We start from the raw sequence: 17,235 nt of genomic DNA, 5'->3' as shown, positions 1-17,235 counted from the left end.
GTTTCCGTCCGTCTGAGGGGTACGCATGGGACTGCATCGAAACATCGATGACGGTTTCGCGTACTACGCGCAGCTCCTGGCGGACTTCGGCAATGCGGCGGACGACTTCCTCAACCTGGTCAACAGCTGGATCGGGTTCACGCTGCTTCCACCGGTCGTCGGGGACGCCATCGACGGCTGGCTCGGCGAGTACCCCGACGCCCATCCCGATGACGTCGTCCCGGTCGCCGAATTCTGGAACCAGCAGCAGGCCGACCTGGGCGACGTCCAGGAGAAGCTGAACCAGCTCACCGAACTGGTCATGGCGACCTACCAGGGCGCCGCGCCGGCCGCGTTCGGCGCGGCGTCCTCCCAGGTCAACCTGGTAATCCTGAACGGGATCGAGAACGCCCTGCAGATGGGGATGGGCGTCGAGCAGTACATCACGAGCCTCTTCCTGGCGAAGAACGGCTACGAGGTCATGCTGACCATGACCGTGGTCGAGATCGCCGTGTCCCTGGCCGCGCTGGTGCCGACCATCGGTGAGAGCGCGGCGGAGATCCTGGCGTCGATCCTCAAGACCACCGTCGGTTTGCGAACGTTGATGCGGAAGGTGGCCGCCGAGGTCGAGAACATCTCCATCAAGCAGGCTTTCAAGCAGATCAATATCAAGGGCGCCGGAGCGGCGCTGCGGCGGGGGCTGGAGATCTCCATCGCGCAGATCGCGGGGCGGATCGGGGCGAAGGAGCTCGAAAAGGCCCTCGCGCGGATCTTTCCGCAGCTCAAGGACCCCGCGATCCGCAAGGAGATCGCGCAGCAGCTCGCGCACCAGTACGGCGGCCGGGTCACGAGCGAACGGATCACCGCGCGGGCGGCACAGCACGGCATGACGCCGGAGATGCAGCGGCGGATCGCGCAGGCGGTCGCCGAACACGCCGTGCAAAACCCCGCACGCAAAGTCATCGGCGGGCGGCTTGTCGGGTATGGCTTCCGCAGCGGTGCGATTTACGGTGGCGGTGGCGACGTTACCAGCCAGCTCGCCACCACGGTCGATACGCTCACTACTGCGCATACGGGGGGCGTCTACATCCCCAACCCGACCAACACCGTGTCCGCGTTCATCGGCGCCTCGCTCGGTGGTGGTCCGCTGGCCTTCGCATCCGGGTTGCCGGGACACCTCGTCCTGGGGGCGGCTGGTGGCGTCCTGGGCCAGATCGGTGCGGTGGGCTACACGTCGCTCGTCGACGCGATCGCGCAACAGGCCGGCAGCGATTTGGCCAATGCGCCGCACGATACCGTCGCCCGTGGTGCCCGCGGTGGCCAGCAGGCGGGGGAGAACCCGCTCAGCTGGAACAACCTCAAGAAGGCCGCGCTGGGCGGAGCGGTCGGCGGTGCGCAGGAGCTGTACGCGGGTGGCACGTCGATTCGTGAGTTCCACGACCACTTCACGACCAACCTGGCGGACGCACGGTTGATGCGCCGGTTCCGCCTCCAGACCGACTTCGCGAACTTCATCGCCCCACAGCCGGGTCTCACGCCCGCCGGAAGCCCGGTCGTCACGCCCGCTGCGGGGCACTTCAGCGGCGGTGGAGTCCAGACCACCAGCGCGCCGGCCCACGCCGGTGCGGGCGGCTCCGCGGGGAGTTCCGCCGGTGCTGCGCAGAACGGCGCACCGGCGCGCTCGGGCACCGCGGAGGGCGCCAGCGGTGGCGGTCGCGCGAGTGATCGGGGGAGCTCGTCGAACGGGTCGGCCCAAAGCGGCCCGGCCAACCGCACCGGTGACTCCACCTCCGCCGGTGAATCCCGCCGGACGGCAACGTCGGACGGGCGGGATGCGAACACCGCGTCACGGCGCGCCGAGCCCGGTGAGAACTCTGATACCGCACCGGCGCAACGGCAACAGGTCGTGGCCGCGGGCGGGGCGGACGCTGGTGAGCACAGCACCAACGGACAGGGTGCCACCGATGAGTCCGGAAGGGACGGTGGCGCGACCGCCCAGACCCGGGACAGCGCACGGGCCGGCCAGGACGAGGGGCACCACAGCGCCGGCCGGGACCGCCACGCGGCTGGCGAGGCGAGCTCCAGGGACGATCGGGACGCGGACGCCACCCGCGATCCCGGTTCCCGGGATGAGCCCCGCACCAGCGGCACCAGGGAGTACCACCGGCGATTCACCCCGGACACCGCGACCGGAGACATCGAGAACGGCCCCGAGACTGCGAAGGCCGCCACCGCGCGCACACTCGATGCCCTGAAGCAGGCCGGCTTCACCGTCGAGGTGGACCGGAGCACCGGTGTCTTCACCGTCACCTCGCCACACCAGCAGACCGCCGAGTTCCGCGTCGCACTGGACGACAGCTTGCCGGCGGGAACGGCGGAGGTGCACGGGAACGAGCTGCGCATCTCCAGCAACATCTCCTCGAACACCCACGTCGCCCTGCAGAACAACCACGAAGTGGTCAGCAAGGCGCTGCAGGACATGTTGGTGCGCGCGCCGCTCCCCGACGACGTGCGGCCTGCGCTCGTCCACACGTACGCGGGACAGCCGACCGACGGCGTGACGCCGCAAGCGGAGGGCACGATCTGGCACGCGCTGCCCCGCACGGTCCACGTCGACGCCGGTGCCGCCGTCACGGTGCCCGATGAGCAGGACCTGGTGGACGTGATCGCGGCTCGTCAGCGGTCCGGCCCGGACCCCAGCCTCGCCGACTTCGTAGCAGCACTGCACGGTGATCCGGAGCACGGTCTGCTGCTCGCCGAATACCGGAACGGCACCCGGATCGCGGTCGACGTGCAGCTGGACGACCGGGTGCCGGACCACTCCGTGCACGTCGACCCGGGCACGTGGGAGGTGGGGTCCGGCGGGACGGCGCGGCAGACCGGTGAAGCGACGATCCGCATCGGGAGTGGTGACCTGGCGTCCCTGCTGGAGACGGGCCTGCGCGTCGTCGCCGACGGTGTGCCCGGGCGGGACCAGCCCCACCACGCGGTCAACCACGGCGACCTGGCCCGGGTGCCGTCGGAACCGGTCCGCGGCTCGGTTCCGGTGACGCAGGCCACCACGTCGCAGCGCGCGGAGATCCTTCGCGAGGTTGAGGCGTTCCTCCGCAGTCTTGGCGGTCCGGCCGCGCTGACCGCGGTCTCGACGCCGTCGGCTCCCGCACTCGGCGACGCTTTCCCGCTGCGCCGGCCGGGAACGGACGTACTGCCAAACCGGGTGGAGTTCGGCAACGGCCTCGCGAGGCTGTTCTACGACCAGGTCACGGTCGACGCGGAAATCACACTCGCCCCGGAGCTCGACGCGGGCCAGTACGAGATCGTCTTCCCCCAGTTCACCGCCGACGGGGCCCAGGTCAGCCCGTTGGAGCTCCGCCTCTCGGACCAGGGCGTGCCCGATGCCTTCGCGCTGAAGATCTCGCAGCGGATCCTGCTGCGGCAGGCGCTCTCCGAGGCGGGACAGGTGCTCGACGGCCTCGGCAACCTTGCGGATGGCACGCTCTCGCTGTATTGGGACCCGGAGGTCGGCCGGCTGGCCCGGACCGTGATCGGAGCCGTCGCGGGCGCCCGACTGGTGACCGATCCGATGGCACCGGAGACCGGTGCCGGTGAACCGGCGCAGTACGCCATCCGGATGCCCGATCCGCTGGCGTTCGTGCACGACACGTGGGCGATGGTGCAGGCGCTCACCGAGTCCGGTCTGCGTCTGGAGACCACCGAGCTGAGCTGGGACAGCACCGAATCCGTGGTGGTCACCGAATGGACCGATCCGGACACCGGCCGGTCGATCGTGCTGCGGTTCGGCACGCCCGATTCGATCAGCGCGCGGGCGCAGGCGGCCCAGCTGGACCCGGACGGGCCGAACGCCCAGCGGCGCGCGGAGATCCTGGCCGGTGTGATCAGCCCCGGTGACTTCAGCGTGATCGACCCGCCCTCCGCGGAGCGGCCGAACGCCTGGGACGCCGACGGCGTCGCCACCTACGAGAAGCGGCCCGCCCTGGGCGACATCGAGCTGGACGGCGACGTGCTCGACCGGATCGTGCGACGCCACGGCCCGGCCGCGACCGACCCCGGCGAGCTCCGGATCGCGGCGCGCTGGTTCGGCGACGGGGACCCGCGCTCCGCGCTCGGCGAGCTCGTCCGCACCGTGGCACGCCGGCCGGATCGGGTGGAGTTCGACGCGGAGCAGGGCGTCTGGCAGGTCCACGGGGACCACGACGGGATCGCGGTCACGGTCGATGTCACCCCCGAGGGACGGATCCTGGAAGCACGCCCCCTGCCGGGTCCCCACATCGAACCCGGCCGTCCCGCGCCCGCCGAGTCCGGCCGATGGCTCTCCCCGCTGCTCGACGCCGTCCACACCATCGACGGCGCCGTCCTGATGCCGGACACCCCAACCTCCCTGGCGGAACTCGCCACCGGCGCCGCGCCCCGGTACGTCGTGGCTCTGCCCGATGCGGGCAGTGAAACACCGCTGCTGCGGGAACTCGGCCAGCAGGGTTTCGACCGGGCCGGCCGGACCGAGGACGGCACACACCTGCTGCGCCACCGGGATTCCGGCCAGGAGGTCCGCCTGGGACTGCGGTTCCCGCGCACCGCCGAACCGGAGGTGCCGGCCGTGCACGACGCTGTCCGCACCGTCCCGGGCGCGGACCTCACAACCGGCGAGCCGCTGCGATACACCGTCACCGTCGCCCACGACGCGTTCGTCGTGAACGCGCAGGCGGTCCTCGACGAGCTGGTTCGCCGGGGCCTGACCCCGGAGTCGCAGGACATCGCGTGGGGAGCGCCCGGCGATCACGGCTGGCGCGCCACCTTCACCGGCCCGGACGGCCGGACCGTCACGGTCCACCTCACCACCGCCGAAGCCGTTGCCCACGCCGCGCGTCTGTCCGAAGTGCAGCGCCGGCTCGCGCAGACCCGCCGGGACCAGGCCCTGCAACGGCGATGGCTCAACGCCGAGCGGCTCCGGCTCATCGCCGCCACTCCGGTGCCACTGGGCGCCGACACGATGCGGGTGCCGCGGCCGGCCTTCACCGTTGCGCATCTGCCGGGGCTCGGGGTCCAGACGGTCGTTCACGGCGACCCACGGCTGACAACCGGTGAACTCGCCGCACAGGTCGCCGATCGCGTGCGTGCGGAAGGGGGGGCGGACGAGGACGTGCTCGTCCAGGTCGGCCCTCGGCTCGGGGCGGATCCGCGGGCGTTCGGCCGCGCACTCGCGGCGGAACTCGGCATTCCCATCGCCGAAAGCGGCGCACCGGACGACGGACCCCGCGTTCACGGGCTCACCCCGGAGGGGTGGACCCCGCCGGAGTACTCGATGGACACGGTCACGGTGCCCGATGCCGTGGTGTCCGAACTCGCCCGGGTGCACGGCCCGGACGTGACCACCCCAGGCAGCCGCACGCTCGACCGCTCCTGGTTCGGCGGAGCGGCCGTCGCCGACCGTCTGCGCGCGGCGGTGACGGACGTCGTCGCTGACCCGGACGCGATCGTGAGCAGAGCGGACGGTCTATTCGACGCGTGGGAGGTCCGGGGCGTTTTCGACGGGGTGACCCTGACCGCAGTCGTCCGGCGGGACGGGGTCGTGGAGTCCGCCCGGATCGTCGACGGGCAGCAGCGAACGGTACCGGTGTCGACTCCGGGGCGGCCGACCCACCGCCCGCACACCGGCCGGGGGATCGCCGACCAGGCACAGGACTACCGGTTCGACCCGGAGACCGGGGGCGAGCACGGCGCGCCCGGTGATGTCCCGCCTGCCGTGGCGGCCGCCCTGACCTGGTCGGCCCGGTTGGACGGGCACGACCTGCGTGCACGCGCACTGCTCGACGTGGTGCGAAAGCTGCCTACGGACCAGCAGGCCGATGCCGTGGCCGGGATCACCGGCGAGCAGCTGTTCGAGACCGGCCACTACCAGCGTCAGGCGCGGGCAGATGGCTGGTCCCACACGGAGGAGGAGCTGCGGCGGCTCGCCGAGCGTGACGCACAGCTGCTGCGGTTGCGCCGGGTCGGCGCGGCGCTCCCGGGGATGGACGGCCTCGTCCAGCCGAAGACGGGCCGAAAACTGGGCTCGCACGAGGGGCGCCGGTTCGAGGGTCCGGAGGGCGCGGAGTACGTCAAGGCGGCCAATTCGATCCAGCCGGAAGACCAGCTGCGCGAGGCGGAGGTGGAGGTCCTCGCCGGGCGCCTGTACCGGGCGGTGGCCGACGCGGTCGCGGTGCAGACCGGTATCACGGCCCCGGTGCCGGAAACGCGGGTGGTCCGGCTCGATGGGCATCTGGGAAGTAGCCGCTTCTTCGGTGTTGCCAGCAAATGGATCGACAACACGGGTAGCGCGATTTTAAGGTTCGACTCGCTCCCCGATGAGCACAAGAAGGTGTTCTGGGCTCTGTTCGGCGCTGACGTTTGGCTCGGGCACACCGATCTGGGGAACAACGTCGTCAAGACCCCGAATGGCGCGGTGCGCATCGAGTTCGGCGGAACCCTGGTGCACAGGCCGCAGGGAATCTGGAATCCCGACTTCGGTCCCACCGTCGCGGCGGAGGACGTTCTCGGCAGCCGGGAACGTCGGGCCGCCACATTGTTCACGGGCATGCCCGCCGATCTCGCCCAGGCATCGATCCGCGCGGTCGCCTCGCTGAGCGACGACCTCATCCGGCAGATCGTGAAGTCCACGATCAGCGATCCGGCGCTCGCCCAGGAGCTCACCGGGACGCTGATTTCTCGCCGGGACAACCTCGCTATCGGTTACCTACCGGACGCGCAGATCACCCGACGTCCGGCATCCATTCCCGCGCCAGTCCTGGACAGGCTGATCGCCGCGGAGCACTCGCCGGAGCTCCCCCCGGCGGTGCGGGCGTTTGCCGAAGCAACGGCTGCACAGTTCATTGCGCATCAGCTGGGTCTGCCGCCTTGGGTGACCTTGACCAGGGTCGCGGGGGAGTACACCGGTGACCTCCCCGCGCACTACGTGCTCACCTCCTCGGACGGCCGGGAGATCGCCGTGGTGCGCATGCACGACGACGCGAATGCACTACGGAGCGGAGTCGATGCCCTGGACCCCGCCGTGCGGGTCGTCCTCGTCGCCGAGTCCGGATCGGGCGCCATGGCTGTGTTGCCGCTGGCGGACCGGACTGTGGCCGAGACGGTGGCCGCCTTCGGCGACGACACACCGTACGTGCCGGTGGTGTCGGCGGGACTTGCGTGGTCGTCCGGGTTCACCGGACACGATCTGCGCGCACGCGCGCTGTTCGACGTGCTGCGTGGTCTGCCCGTGGAGCAGCAGACGGAGATACTCGACGGCCGTATCACCGGGGAGCAGCTGTTCGACACGGGTCGCTACGAACGGCATGCGCGAGCCCGCGGCCTGTTCTACGACGAGGCCGTTGTGCGTGCCCTGGCCGAGCGCGATGCGCAGTTGCTCCGCCTGCGGTCCGCCGCCGCGGCACTGCCTGGCCTGGACGGTCTGACCCAGATTGGCCCAGCGCTGGGGACGCGTCTCGGCGGCAGGTTCGAAGGTTCAGACGGCATCGAATACGTCAAGGCCCCTTACGCGACCCAGCCCGAGGACCAGCTGCGCGAGGTGGAGCTGGAGGTCCTTGGCGGGCGTCTGTACCGAGCGGTCGCCGACGTGGTCGCGGCACGGACCGGGATCACCGTCCCGGTTCCGGAGACCAGGGTGGTCCAGCTGGACGGGCGGCTGGGACAGGACTACTTCTTCGGAGTCGCCAGCAAATGGGTAGACAACGACGGCGACCTGGGATGGAGTATCGACTCCGTCAGCGCCGACCAGAAGAACACGTTCTGGGCCTTGTTCGGCGCCGATGCATGGCTCGGCCACAGCGATCTCCCGGACAACATTGTGCGAACCGCGCGGGGACCGGTCCGCGCCGGGTTCGGCGGAACCCTGGTCCCTACGGAGGGCAAGCCCAAGATGCCCTTCGGGCAAAGCGTCGTCGAGGACGATGTACTCCGGACCGGGGGACGTGATCCGCGGACGGCTGCTTTGTTCGAAGGCATGCCGGACGACCTCGCCCTGGCCTCGGTGCACGCGGTCGCCTCGCTCAGCGATGGCGGGATCCGGGAGATCGTCGAGTCGATCATCAGTGATGCCGCGTTTGCACAGGAGCTGATCGACATCCTGATTGCGCGGCGGGACGACCTCGCCGCGCGCTACAGCGAGGGTGTGCCAGCCCTCAGGCCGCCGGGATTTGCGGAGACCATCCCCGCGCCAGTCCTGGACAGTCTGATCGCCGCGGAGCGTGATCCGGAAGCGAGCCAGGACGCTCGTGAAGCCGCCGCCGACCAGGTCGGCGAGTTCATCGCGCGCCGTCTCGGGATACCTCCGGAGACGGCGCTCATCCGGGTCGACGAGGAGAGCTGGGGTGATCTGCCAGCGGAGTTCGTGCTGGTGCACGCCGAGTTCGGCGAAGTCGCCGTCGTGCGGGTGCACGAGAACGCGGACGCGCTGCGTGCCGAGCTGGATGTGCTTGACCCCGCGCTGCAGGTGGCCTTGGTCGGGGAGTCCGGTACCGCCGCGATGGCAGTTTTGCCGCTGATCGAGAGCACGGTGGCGGAGACGGTGGAGGCGTTCAGGACTGCTGGAAGTGCCTCGGCGCTAAACATCGTCACGTCACTGGACGACTCCCACGCCGGAATCGGGGCCTTCGCCAAGCGGGGGGCGGGGGTGGTCGCCGAGGCGCTCGGCCTGACCGTGGACGAGGTCGAGCGCCGGATCGATGAGAAGCTCGCCGAGGTCTTCCAACTCAGTCCACATGGGATCGTCCGGGCTTTCGGTGATGACCAGGCGGCGTTCGACCGGCTGTTGCCCTACGTGTCCGCAACCGCTGTCTACGACTGGGCGTCGGGCCGGGTTGGCCTGCGGCCGGGTCAGCCGTTGGACGTCCTCGCGACCGGTTTGGTGAAGGAGGTGGTTACTTCATTCCGGCAGTCGCCTGCGGAGGCGGCGCGCACGGCGACCGGTTCGCTGGCGGACTTGTTGCTGGAGCGTGAGATCGCCGACCACCAGGTGGTGCTCGCGTGGGTGAAGTCGCTGGATGGACGGTTGTCGCCGGAACTGGCCGAGGTGCGCACGTGGGCCCCTGAGCTGCTGACCGAGGTGCTGCAGTGGCGGTATCCGTCCAGTGTGGACCATGTGGACCGGTTCACCACCGCGCTGCGCCGGGGCGACCCGCTGGTGGAGCCGAGCCTCGGGCGTGAGGACGACCTGTGGCTGCTGCGCGAGGCCGAAGATGCACTGCGCGGCGGTCCGGGCGGGCACCCGCTGCACGTGACCGCGCGGATGGGCGAGCCCGGGCGGGTGGCGCTGCAGTTCACCTACCGCGGCGGGCGCACGGCCACGGTCCTGCTGCAGCCGTCCCGTTCGGCGGACGCGATTGCGCACCAGGTCCGGCTGATCGAGCAGCGATTCGGCGCCGAGCTCTCCGCAGATTCCGTCGTGACCACCGGCGAAGTGGACGCCGTGCTCGGTGAACTCGGGGTCCGGGACCGGGCGCAGGTCACGCTCGCGGGCCACAGCGACGGCGTGACGATGACCGTGGTGGACGGCGAGGGCCGGACAAGGCGGATCGAGTTCCGGGCCGGCGACGGCTTGGAGGTGCATCCGGCGGTGCCGGGCGACGACGTGGTCCGCGTCGTGGTCCCGGTGCAGGCCGACTCGCGGGTCCGGCTCGCCGGACTGGCGGCCGCGCTGCAGGTCGCCCTGCCGACGGCTCCGGATCAGACCGCAGCCCCGGACCAGGCCACAGCCCCGGCCCAGGTCGCACCGCCGGGCCCGGAAGACGGGGACGAGCGCCCAGCGACAGTCCAGGCCGAGCCGGGCGAGACCGGCCCGGAAGCGCCCGCCGAGCCGGCGACTTTGGCAACCTTGCGGGACGAGGTCGGCGCCGCCATCGCCGATGCCGGGTTGCGTGACCACGGCGGTCAGGTCGCCATCCGGATTCGGGAGGACCACGTCGAGGTTCTGGTGCTCGACCGCTCCGGTCGGCAGCATCGTGCCGCGATCAATCTCACCGACAACCAGTTCATCGAGCCGGGCGGATGGCACGCCGGTGTCGACTGGTTCGCCGTTCCGGCGCAGGCCACCAGTGCAGCCCGGACGCAGATGATCGCGGGAGAGCTACGCGTCCTCGCGGAGCAGTGGCGGTTGGCCACTGCCGATCCGCTGAAGCCGGGACCGCAGGAGGTGGCGGCGCCGGAGCGGCCGAAGCTCGTCCTGCGCCCCGTTCCCAAGGTCAAACCGCCGGAACCGGTCTGGAGCCGCCAGGGCGACGGCAGCGACGGTCCGATGCGGACACTCGCCGAGACAGTTGTGGCGACGATGCCGGAGCACCCGGTGCGGGTTACCGCGACCCGGGCCGGCGCCGGCGAGGTCCACGTCGTCGTCACTTACGCCGACCAGCGGCCGTTCACGGTCGTGGTGCGGGAGGGCACCGAGGTCTGGCCGCACTTCCAGGACCTGCGCGACGGCGTGCCGCCGCGGGACGACACTTTCGGACTGCAGGCCGGCAACACCTACCACCTCCAGCTGCCGGTCACGGCGCTGGGCGACACGCTGCCGACCGTGGTGGCCGATGCGGTCCTGCAGATCACCTTGTCCCGGTTCCGCTCCCAGCTCAACACCCCGGCCGCGACCCGGTTTTCGCGCGTTCCGGGGGAGGCCATTCCGGTTGACGTGGCTGAGCGGGGCATCACGCGTGCGGCTCTCGGGGACTCGGTCCGCGCCGGGCTCGTGACGGCGGGACCGGAGCCCGGCACGGTGACCGTCCGGGCTGCCGACGCCGACGGCCGACCCTTCCGCGTCGAGTTCCGGACAGTCCAGGGCCTCGACGCGCCGCGGCTGCGCATCGCGGTGGGGGACGACGTCCCGTACGTGGTCGAGGTGCCACCCGGCGGGACGGAAGCCGGCCAGGTCCGGATGGTCGCCGACGGGCTGCGTGGCGTCGTCGGGTTCCGGCATGCCGCGCTCGGGCTCGGGGACGCGCCGGCGCCTCGGGCCGCGGACACGTCCGCAACCTCCCCCGTGGCGGGTCAGACGCCGGTGCGGCTCGGCGTCCGCTCGACGATCCTGGCCGCGCTGCACCCCGGCGTGGCACCGCTGCGTACGACAGGGGAAGAGATCGCCGGCGGCGTCCGGGATGCGCGCGTCAAACTGGACCGTGCCCAGGAGAAGTACCTGAAGGCGCTGGACGCGATCGAGCACGACGAGGCGTACCTGCCGTGGGTCGCGCAGGAGTTGTCCGAACGGCTGAGGGTGGCCATCAACGACGCCCAGGTGCTGGAGGCCCTGGAGGTGGCCTACGACCTGCCGCGCCCGGAAATCGAGGCGCGCATCGTCGATCCGGCGAAGGTGCTGGACGGAGCGCAGATCATTGAACCGCCCCCCGCGGTCGCGCGGCAGATCATCGGCCGGACGGCGGAGGAGATGCTCCGCCTGATCACCAACAACCGGGATCGCCTGCTGGTCGCCGCCGAGAACGCCGGGAACCGGATGATCGAGGCCGAACGGCGGTGGAACCAGGCGCGGGACCAGGGTGCCCGGGCGATCGAACGGGCCCGCCAGGACGCGATCGACGACGGCCTGCCGGAGCGGATCGCACAGGCCGCGACCTCCGCGGCCCTGGCGCAGATCCTCGACGAGGGCAGGCGACCCGAGTTCAGACCCCGCGAGTTCGCGGACAAACGCGACAAAATCAAGTTCGGTGTCCGCGCGTACACCGTCCGCGATCTGGCCGGCACTCGCCGCGAACTCGCCCGCGCGGTCCGCGAACACGAGCCGGCCCGGCGCGCGGCGGAGAAGCGGTATCGCGCGGCGGCGGCGGACCTGCGGGACGCGCGCCGAGCGCGGAACGAATCGCGCGGGTGGGCGCCCGGCCTCCTGCGGGCGGTGGGTGCGGACGCCAACGGTGTCGAGGCCGTGGTGAACGCACTGAACCTGCCGGTGCGTTACGTCACGGCGAGCCGTGCCGCCGAGGCCAGGCTGCCGTTCGAGGGGAACCGGACGGAAATCCTGCGTCGGGCGGCCGCGGCGGCCGGCGCCCGGCAAACCCAGCTGGAACGGGCCATCGAGGCATACGTGGCGGCGGAGCGCGCCCGCGACGAAGCACACCGGACCTACGTGGACAGCCTGCGCGCGGCGGCGAACGCCGCCGCCGACGACGGTGTCACTCTCGTCGAGATCGCCCGTCGCACGGGCCTGACGGAAAGCGAAGTCAGTGAGATCACCAAGAGGGTGGTGGGATCGGGCCGTGCGGAGACCGAATCCGCGTTCCGCCTGCCCTATGTCGACCGCTACCTGAACACGCGCTGGCTGCTGGCCAAGTTCGCCCGCCGCTACCTCGGCATCAAGGCGCTGATCGACATCGACGGCCTCATCGCCAAACTGGAGGCGATCGACCCGGATGCGCCGGACGCGCTGCAGCAGCTGCTCGAGCTGGGCGTGTCGGTGGACGTCGCACTCCTGTTGTTCGTCAACCGGCTGTCCACCCGCTACGTCAGCGACGGGCACGCTCACCTGATCGGCTACGGGGTGGAAAGGCACTTCCTGGGGAAGGACGCCGCAGAGGTCAAGACCGGGCTGAGGTTGATGCTGGAGTGGCTGAAGGCGGAGCCGAAGGCGAGCCTCGCCGAGCGGCAGCTGCGTTACAAGGCCGCGCGCGGTGACCTCGGCCGGATCCTGTACTCGCCGATCCGCGAGCGTGCCTTCGGGCTCGCGGCGGCCAGTGGCGCTGTCTACTACGGCCTGATCCCCATGCTCCGGGCGGGCCTGATCGACCGGAAGAACATCCTGGAGCTGCAGGGCAAGCTCGTCGACGTGTTGATGCTCAAGATGTACCGCGAGCTGCCGGATGAACTGAAGTGGCGGGCTGATAAAGGCCAGTCGTCCACCCGCTGGGACATCCCGGGCGCCGAGGGCTTCAACATGGCTATGGCGGTGGTGCTGGGCATCGCGAAGGGTCTGGAGGAAACCGGCGACAAGGAGGCCATCACCAAGCTGCTCGGCGATCAGGCCAACACCACGTACAACTCGGCGTGGATCAAGCAGGTCAAGCTGACCGTCGCCGCTGCCGTCCAGGTCAAGAAAGACCTCGCCGCGGGAAGGCTCACCGGAACCGCGGCCGAGGAAGCGCGGGCGCTGCTCGGGGACGCCGAGGCCCTGGACTCGCCCGTCGAAAAGGTCGACTACCTCGAAAAGCTGGTCGACAGCGGCGGCACGCTGCGCTACCTGCTGCGCTCGGCCGGGCATCCGGAGCTGGCAGCGAGCCTGCCGGCGGAGGTGCCGGACAGGTTCAACCCGCACCTGCTGGCGAAACTGCGTGCGAACCGGACCACCGGGCAGACCTTCCTGCTGCACAACGACAACGGGTTCGCGAGACTGGACCTGAATGGACTGTTCCGCGCCGGTGACCCGGACGAGCGCGGTCTGATGCCGATGATGGCCCTGATGAAGGAGCACCCGGAGTTCCGGCACAACCGGCTGATCTGGGCGCACATGGGGGTGGGCAACTGGACAAACCTCACGGTCGAGCACTTCGACATGCTCGACCGGATGATGGAACTGATGCCCGGCCTGCACTACGACTTCTCGTGGACGCCACTGGGTCAGTACATGCGCGACAACCCGGCGGTGTTCGAGCGAGCCATCAAATTCGCGGTGGAGCACCAGGACCGTGTGCTCGCCGGAACCGACGGCATCGCCATGATGCCCAGCGCGCACCTCGACCGTCATTCGAATGAGATGGAGCCGTTCTACCGGGCGATCATCGAGCGGTACGCCGACGGCGAGAAGATCGTCGCGAAGTTGCGTTACGGCAACTACGACCGTCTGATGGGCGAGGCGGATGACGCCGTGAACCAGCGGATCGTCGACGAGTACTTCTCGCGCCACCACAATTCGTGGGTCGAAGTCGCCTCGGCGATGGCGGGTCCGCACGTCCTGCCCGAGTTCCATGCCAGAGCGCGGGATCTGCTGGAGCAGGGGTACGTGCCGCGCCCCGACCAGGCCGTTGGACCGGGTGTCGGGATGGGTGACGGGTCGGAACTCCGGTCGGCCGAGACACCCGACGATCGCAGCCAGCGGTTCGTCGACGAGTACTTCTCCGTTCACCAAGAGGCGTGGCTCGAGACCATGGCCGATGCGCCGGAGGAGGTGCGGGAGGCGTTCCACGAGCGTGCCCAGGAGCTGTGGGACGCGGGTTTCCGCCCGCGCGAGGGACGGGCCGTGGGCCCGTCCGGCACGCCGGACGGGAACTGGCGCGAAAACCCGCAAATCCGGTCGCTGATCACCGCGCACCAGATCGTCTACGGCAGGTTCCACCGCACGGAAGCCGTCAAGCAGGTCGTGCGTGACAACAAGGAACAGATCCGCAAAACGGCCCGGGAGCGTGCCGCGCAGCTCCGCAACGACAAGGGCCTCCAGCCGGTGGAAACGGACGAACTGGGGCTCGGCGCTCCTTTGGAGGCGCTGATCGCGGCGCAGTACGCTCTGCAAGCGGCCGAGGGGCTGAGCCCGGAGGAGCGGCAGAAGTTCGTCGGCACCGTGCTCAAGGACGTCACGGAAACGGAGGACCTGCGTCTCGCCAGTGAAAAGAAGGCGAAGGAGCTGCGCAGGTACTGGCGCAAGCGCGGCCTGATCGGGTGGACCACCACCGCGGCGATATCCGGGACCGGCGCGACGGCGGTCGTGATGGGTGCCATGCCCGGCGCCGTCATCGCCGCCACCCCTAGTATCGCCGGAAGCGCCTTCATCGCGCGGTCCTTGGTGTCGAGTCTCAAGGTCGCGCACACCCAGGACATCCGGGTCACCACCGACTCGATGATGGAGCGCCAGCGGGGCGACGCCGAAGCGGTGCACCGGCTGGTGAAGATGACCCGTCAGCTGATGGTCAACGAGATCAGCCCGGGCGGAAAGAAGTTCCGCGAGGACTTCGCCCACATCGTCAAGAGAGTTGTCAAAGAGTTCGATCAGAAGGTCACGCAAATGCTGATCGACTACCTCGCGACGTATCACTTCAGACTTCCGGAGGGCGTGAACGCCGAGGCGCGCCGCAGTCTGGGGACCATGATCTTTTCCCGGTTGAAGGACTACATGAACCGGATCATCGGTGGCACCGCGGATTCCATCAACCGGATGAACCCCAATGCGGGTGTTCCCGGCCGGAGCTCGCACGTGCTCACCGCCGGCAGCTGGCTGGTGAGCGGTCTGACCCAGTTGTCCAACGCGCTGACCGGCACGGGGCTGGCTGCCTGGGTCTCGGTTGCGTATCTGCCCTCCAGCTTGTTGTTCGGCCTGGCCTCAAAGCCCGGAATCTGGAGCAAGTACGACCGGGCGTCCAGCCCGGGCCTGCGCAAGATCCAGAACGTCCTGGCGTTCCCGCTGCTGACCGTGGCGAACGCCGCGCTCACCGTGCAGAGCATCAAGGAAGCTGCGTGGTTCAAGACGGCCGCTTCGACGACTCTCACGGCGGCCACGGCCAAGCTCTCCCAGATCGGCTTCCAGATCGAGCGCAAGGAGGGCCGGGTCGGGACGAAGATCGGCCCGGGCGCGATGTTCTTCGCCCAGAGCGCCGTCGGCGCCATCGGAACGGCGATGATCACCACCAACCCGGTGGCTCTCACCGCGGCCGGCGTGTTCGCGCTCACGGGTCCCTCGATCTACCTGGCCCGCGGCGCGTGGGCACGGTTCCGTGCGATCGAGCGGTTCAAACCGGCTCTGCACACCCGCTACGAGGGCGGTGCGCCCGAGCGCGCCCAGCGCCCGGAAATCAGGGCGACTTCGTTCGGGGACGGCACGCAGCTGGGGTGGGGCCGGGTGCGTCGGGGTCTCGACGCGGTCCGCAGCCTCGCTCACCACCCGGACCCGGCCGCGCCGGCCGAGCGGGTCGCGCTCAGCACAAAGGTTGCCGAAAACCTGCGCGAGGGCGACGCGGCGAAGCTGGCCGAGCACACGCGGCGGACGTCCCGCGGCCCGGGTTCGCGCCGCAACCCCGTGCAGCCCTCGACCCGGCCGGGCCGCATCGTGCGGGGTGGGAATGATCCGTTCGGCACCGGCCGGGTCGACCGCGACAGTGCGCCGCCGGCCGCCCCGCGCACCGGCCGAGACCCTGGTGGCCTCGCCGGTGGGGCGTTCGCCTACCACTCCGCGCCCGGAGACGCTCCGCTGCCGGATGGTGGCAACGTCTCCGGTGAGCACCGCGTGCCAGGACCGGGTCGAGTTGATGAAACGGACTTCGACGGGGCGCTGCGGGCCTGGGTAGCGGACTTTGGGGGGGAGCAGGGCCGCGACGGGCAGTGGCAGTTCACCCCGGAGGGCCACACATTCCGCTTGCGGGTGATCGCCACCCCGGACGTTCCGCAGCCGGAGCTGGTCTTGCCCGCCGGGGGCGGCGTCGCCGAGGTGAAGCTGCCGTTCGCCGGTTCGCCGATCGCCGCACTGGCAGACGTCATCCGCGCCGTCCCCCAAGGCGGGCGTCTGGTGATGACCACCGGGGACGAAATCGTTGCGCATTTCGCGGGCCTGGTCTCCCAGTCGATTGCGCTGGGTGCGATCTCTGTGCAGATCAAGGCGCTCTGGCAGGGCAAGGTTGCCGTTGAGATCGTCAAGGGTGCGTACGCGGGAGCGGTGGCCGATCGTGCGGTAGGAGTGCGGGTGGACCGCGTGCCCACCGATCACCTCAACCCCAGCATGCTTCGCCTGCTGGGGGCGGCATTGCCCCAGGGCGCCACGGTGGAGATCGTCCCCGGTGCAGCGGCCGATCCCCGTCAGATCGAGGCCGCGCTCGTCGAGTCCGGGGTGCGTATCGACCAGTCGTCGGCTGCCCTCATCCGCGGCGTCAAGGACACCGACCCACCGCCCGGATCGGTGTCCACACCGGACGCACCACGGCCTGTGCCGCCGGGCCCCACCGGTTCGGACCACAGCGGTGATCCGGGCAGCACGGAGCACGGCACCGAGGCACCGGAGACGTCCGATGCCGACCCGGCACCGGAGGCGGAGCCGCCCGCCACCGAGGTGGCCGACAGCGCCGGCGACCTCATGGCCGCGGTGCGGCTGCTCGGTGATGCGCTGCCCCGGGTGACGCGTTCGGAGGTCTTCGGCAGGGAGGTCCGGTTCCGTACCGGTGGCACCGAGGTGACGATCTTCCTGAGCTCCAGCCCAGCGCTGGACACGGCGGAGACCGGCCCGTCGATCGTCGCGCGATCGAAGCTGTTCCCGGAGGACGGCGATCGCATCCAGAT

1 protein-coding gene (cut by a window edge) is annotated in these 17,235 nt (G+C 70.3%); it reads left to right on the top strand.

Translation table 11 applies throughout. The features are described 5' to 3' along the window. Nucleotides 1–25 precede the first annotated feature (25 nt). Nucleotides 26–17,235: the 5' portion of a hypothetical protein gene (locus FHX46_RS19920; RefSeq protein ID WP_167117242.1), read on the top strand. 12,295 nt of this gene lie beyond the right edge of the window; 17,210 of the gene's 29,505 nt are visible here — the first part of the coding sequence; the start codon lies at nt 26–28; its stop codon lies beyond the right edge, outside the window.

The sequence above is a fragment of the Amycolatopsis viridis genome (genome assembly GCF_011758765.1).
Taxonomy (GTDB): domain Bacteria; phylum Actinomycetota; class Actinomycetes; order Mycobacteriales; family Pseudonocardiaceae; genus Amycolatopsis_E; species Amycolatopsis_E viridis.
Note: the sequence above shows the minus strand (reverse complement) of the source record. Positions and strands in the feature narration are given on the sequence as shown.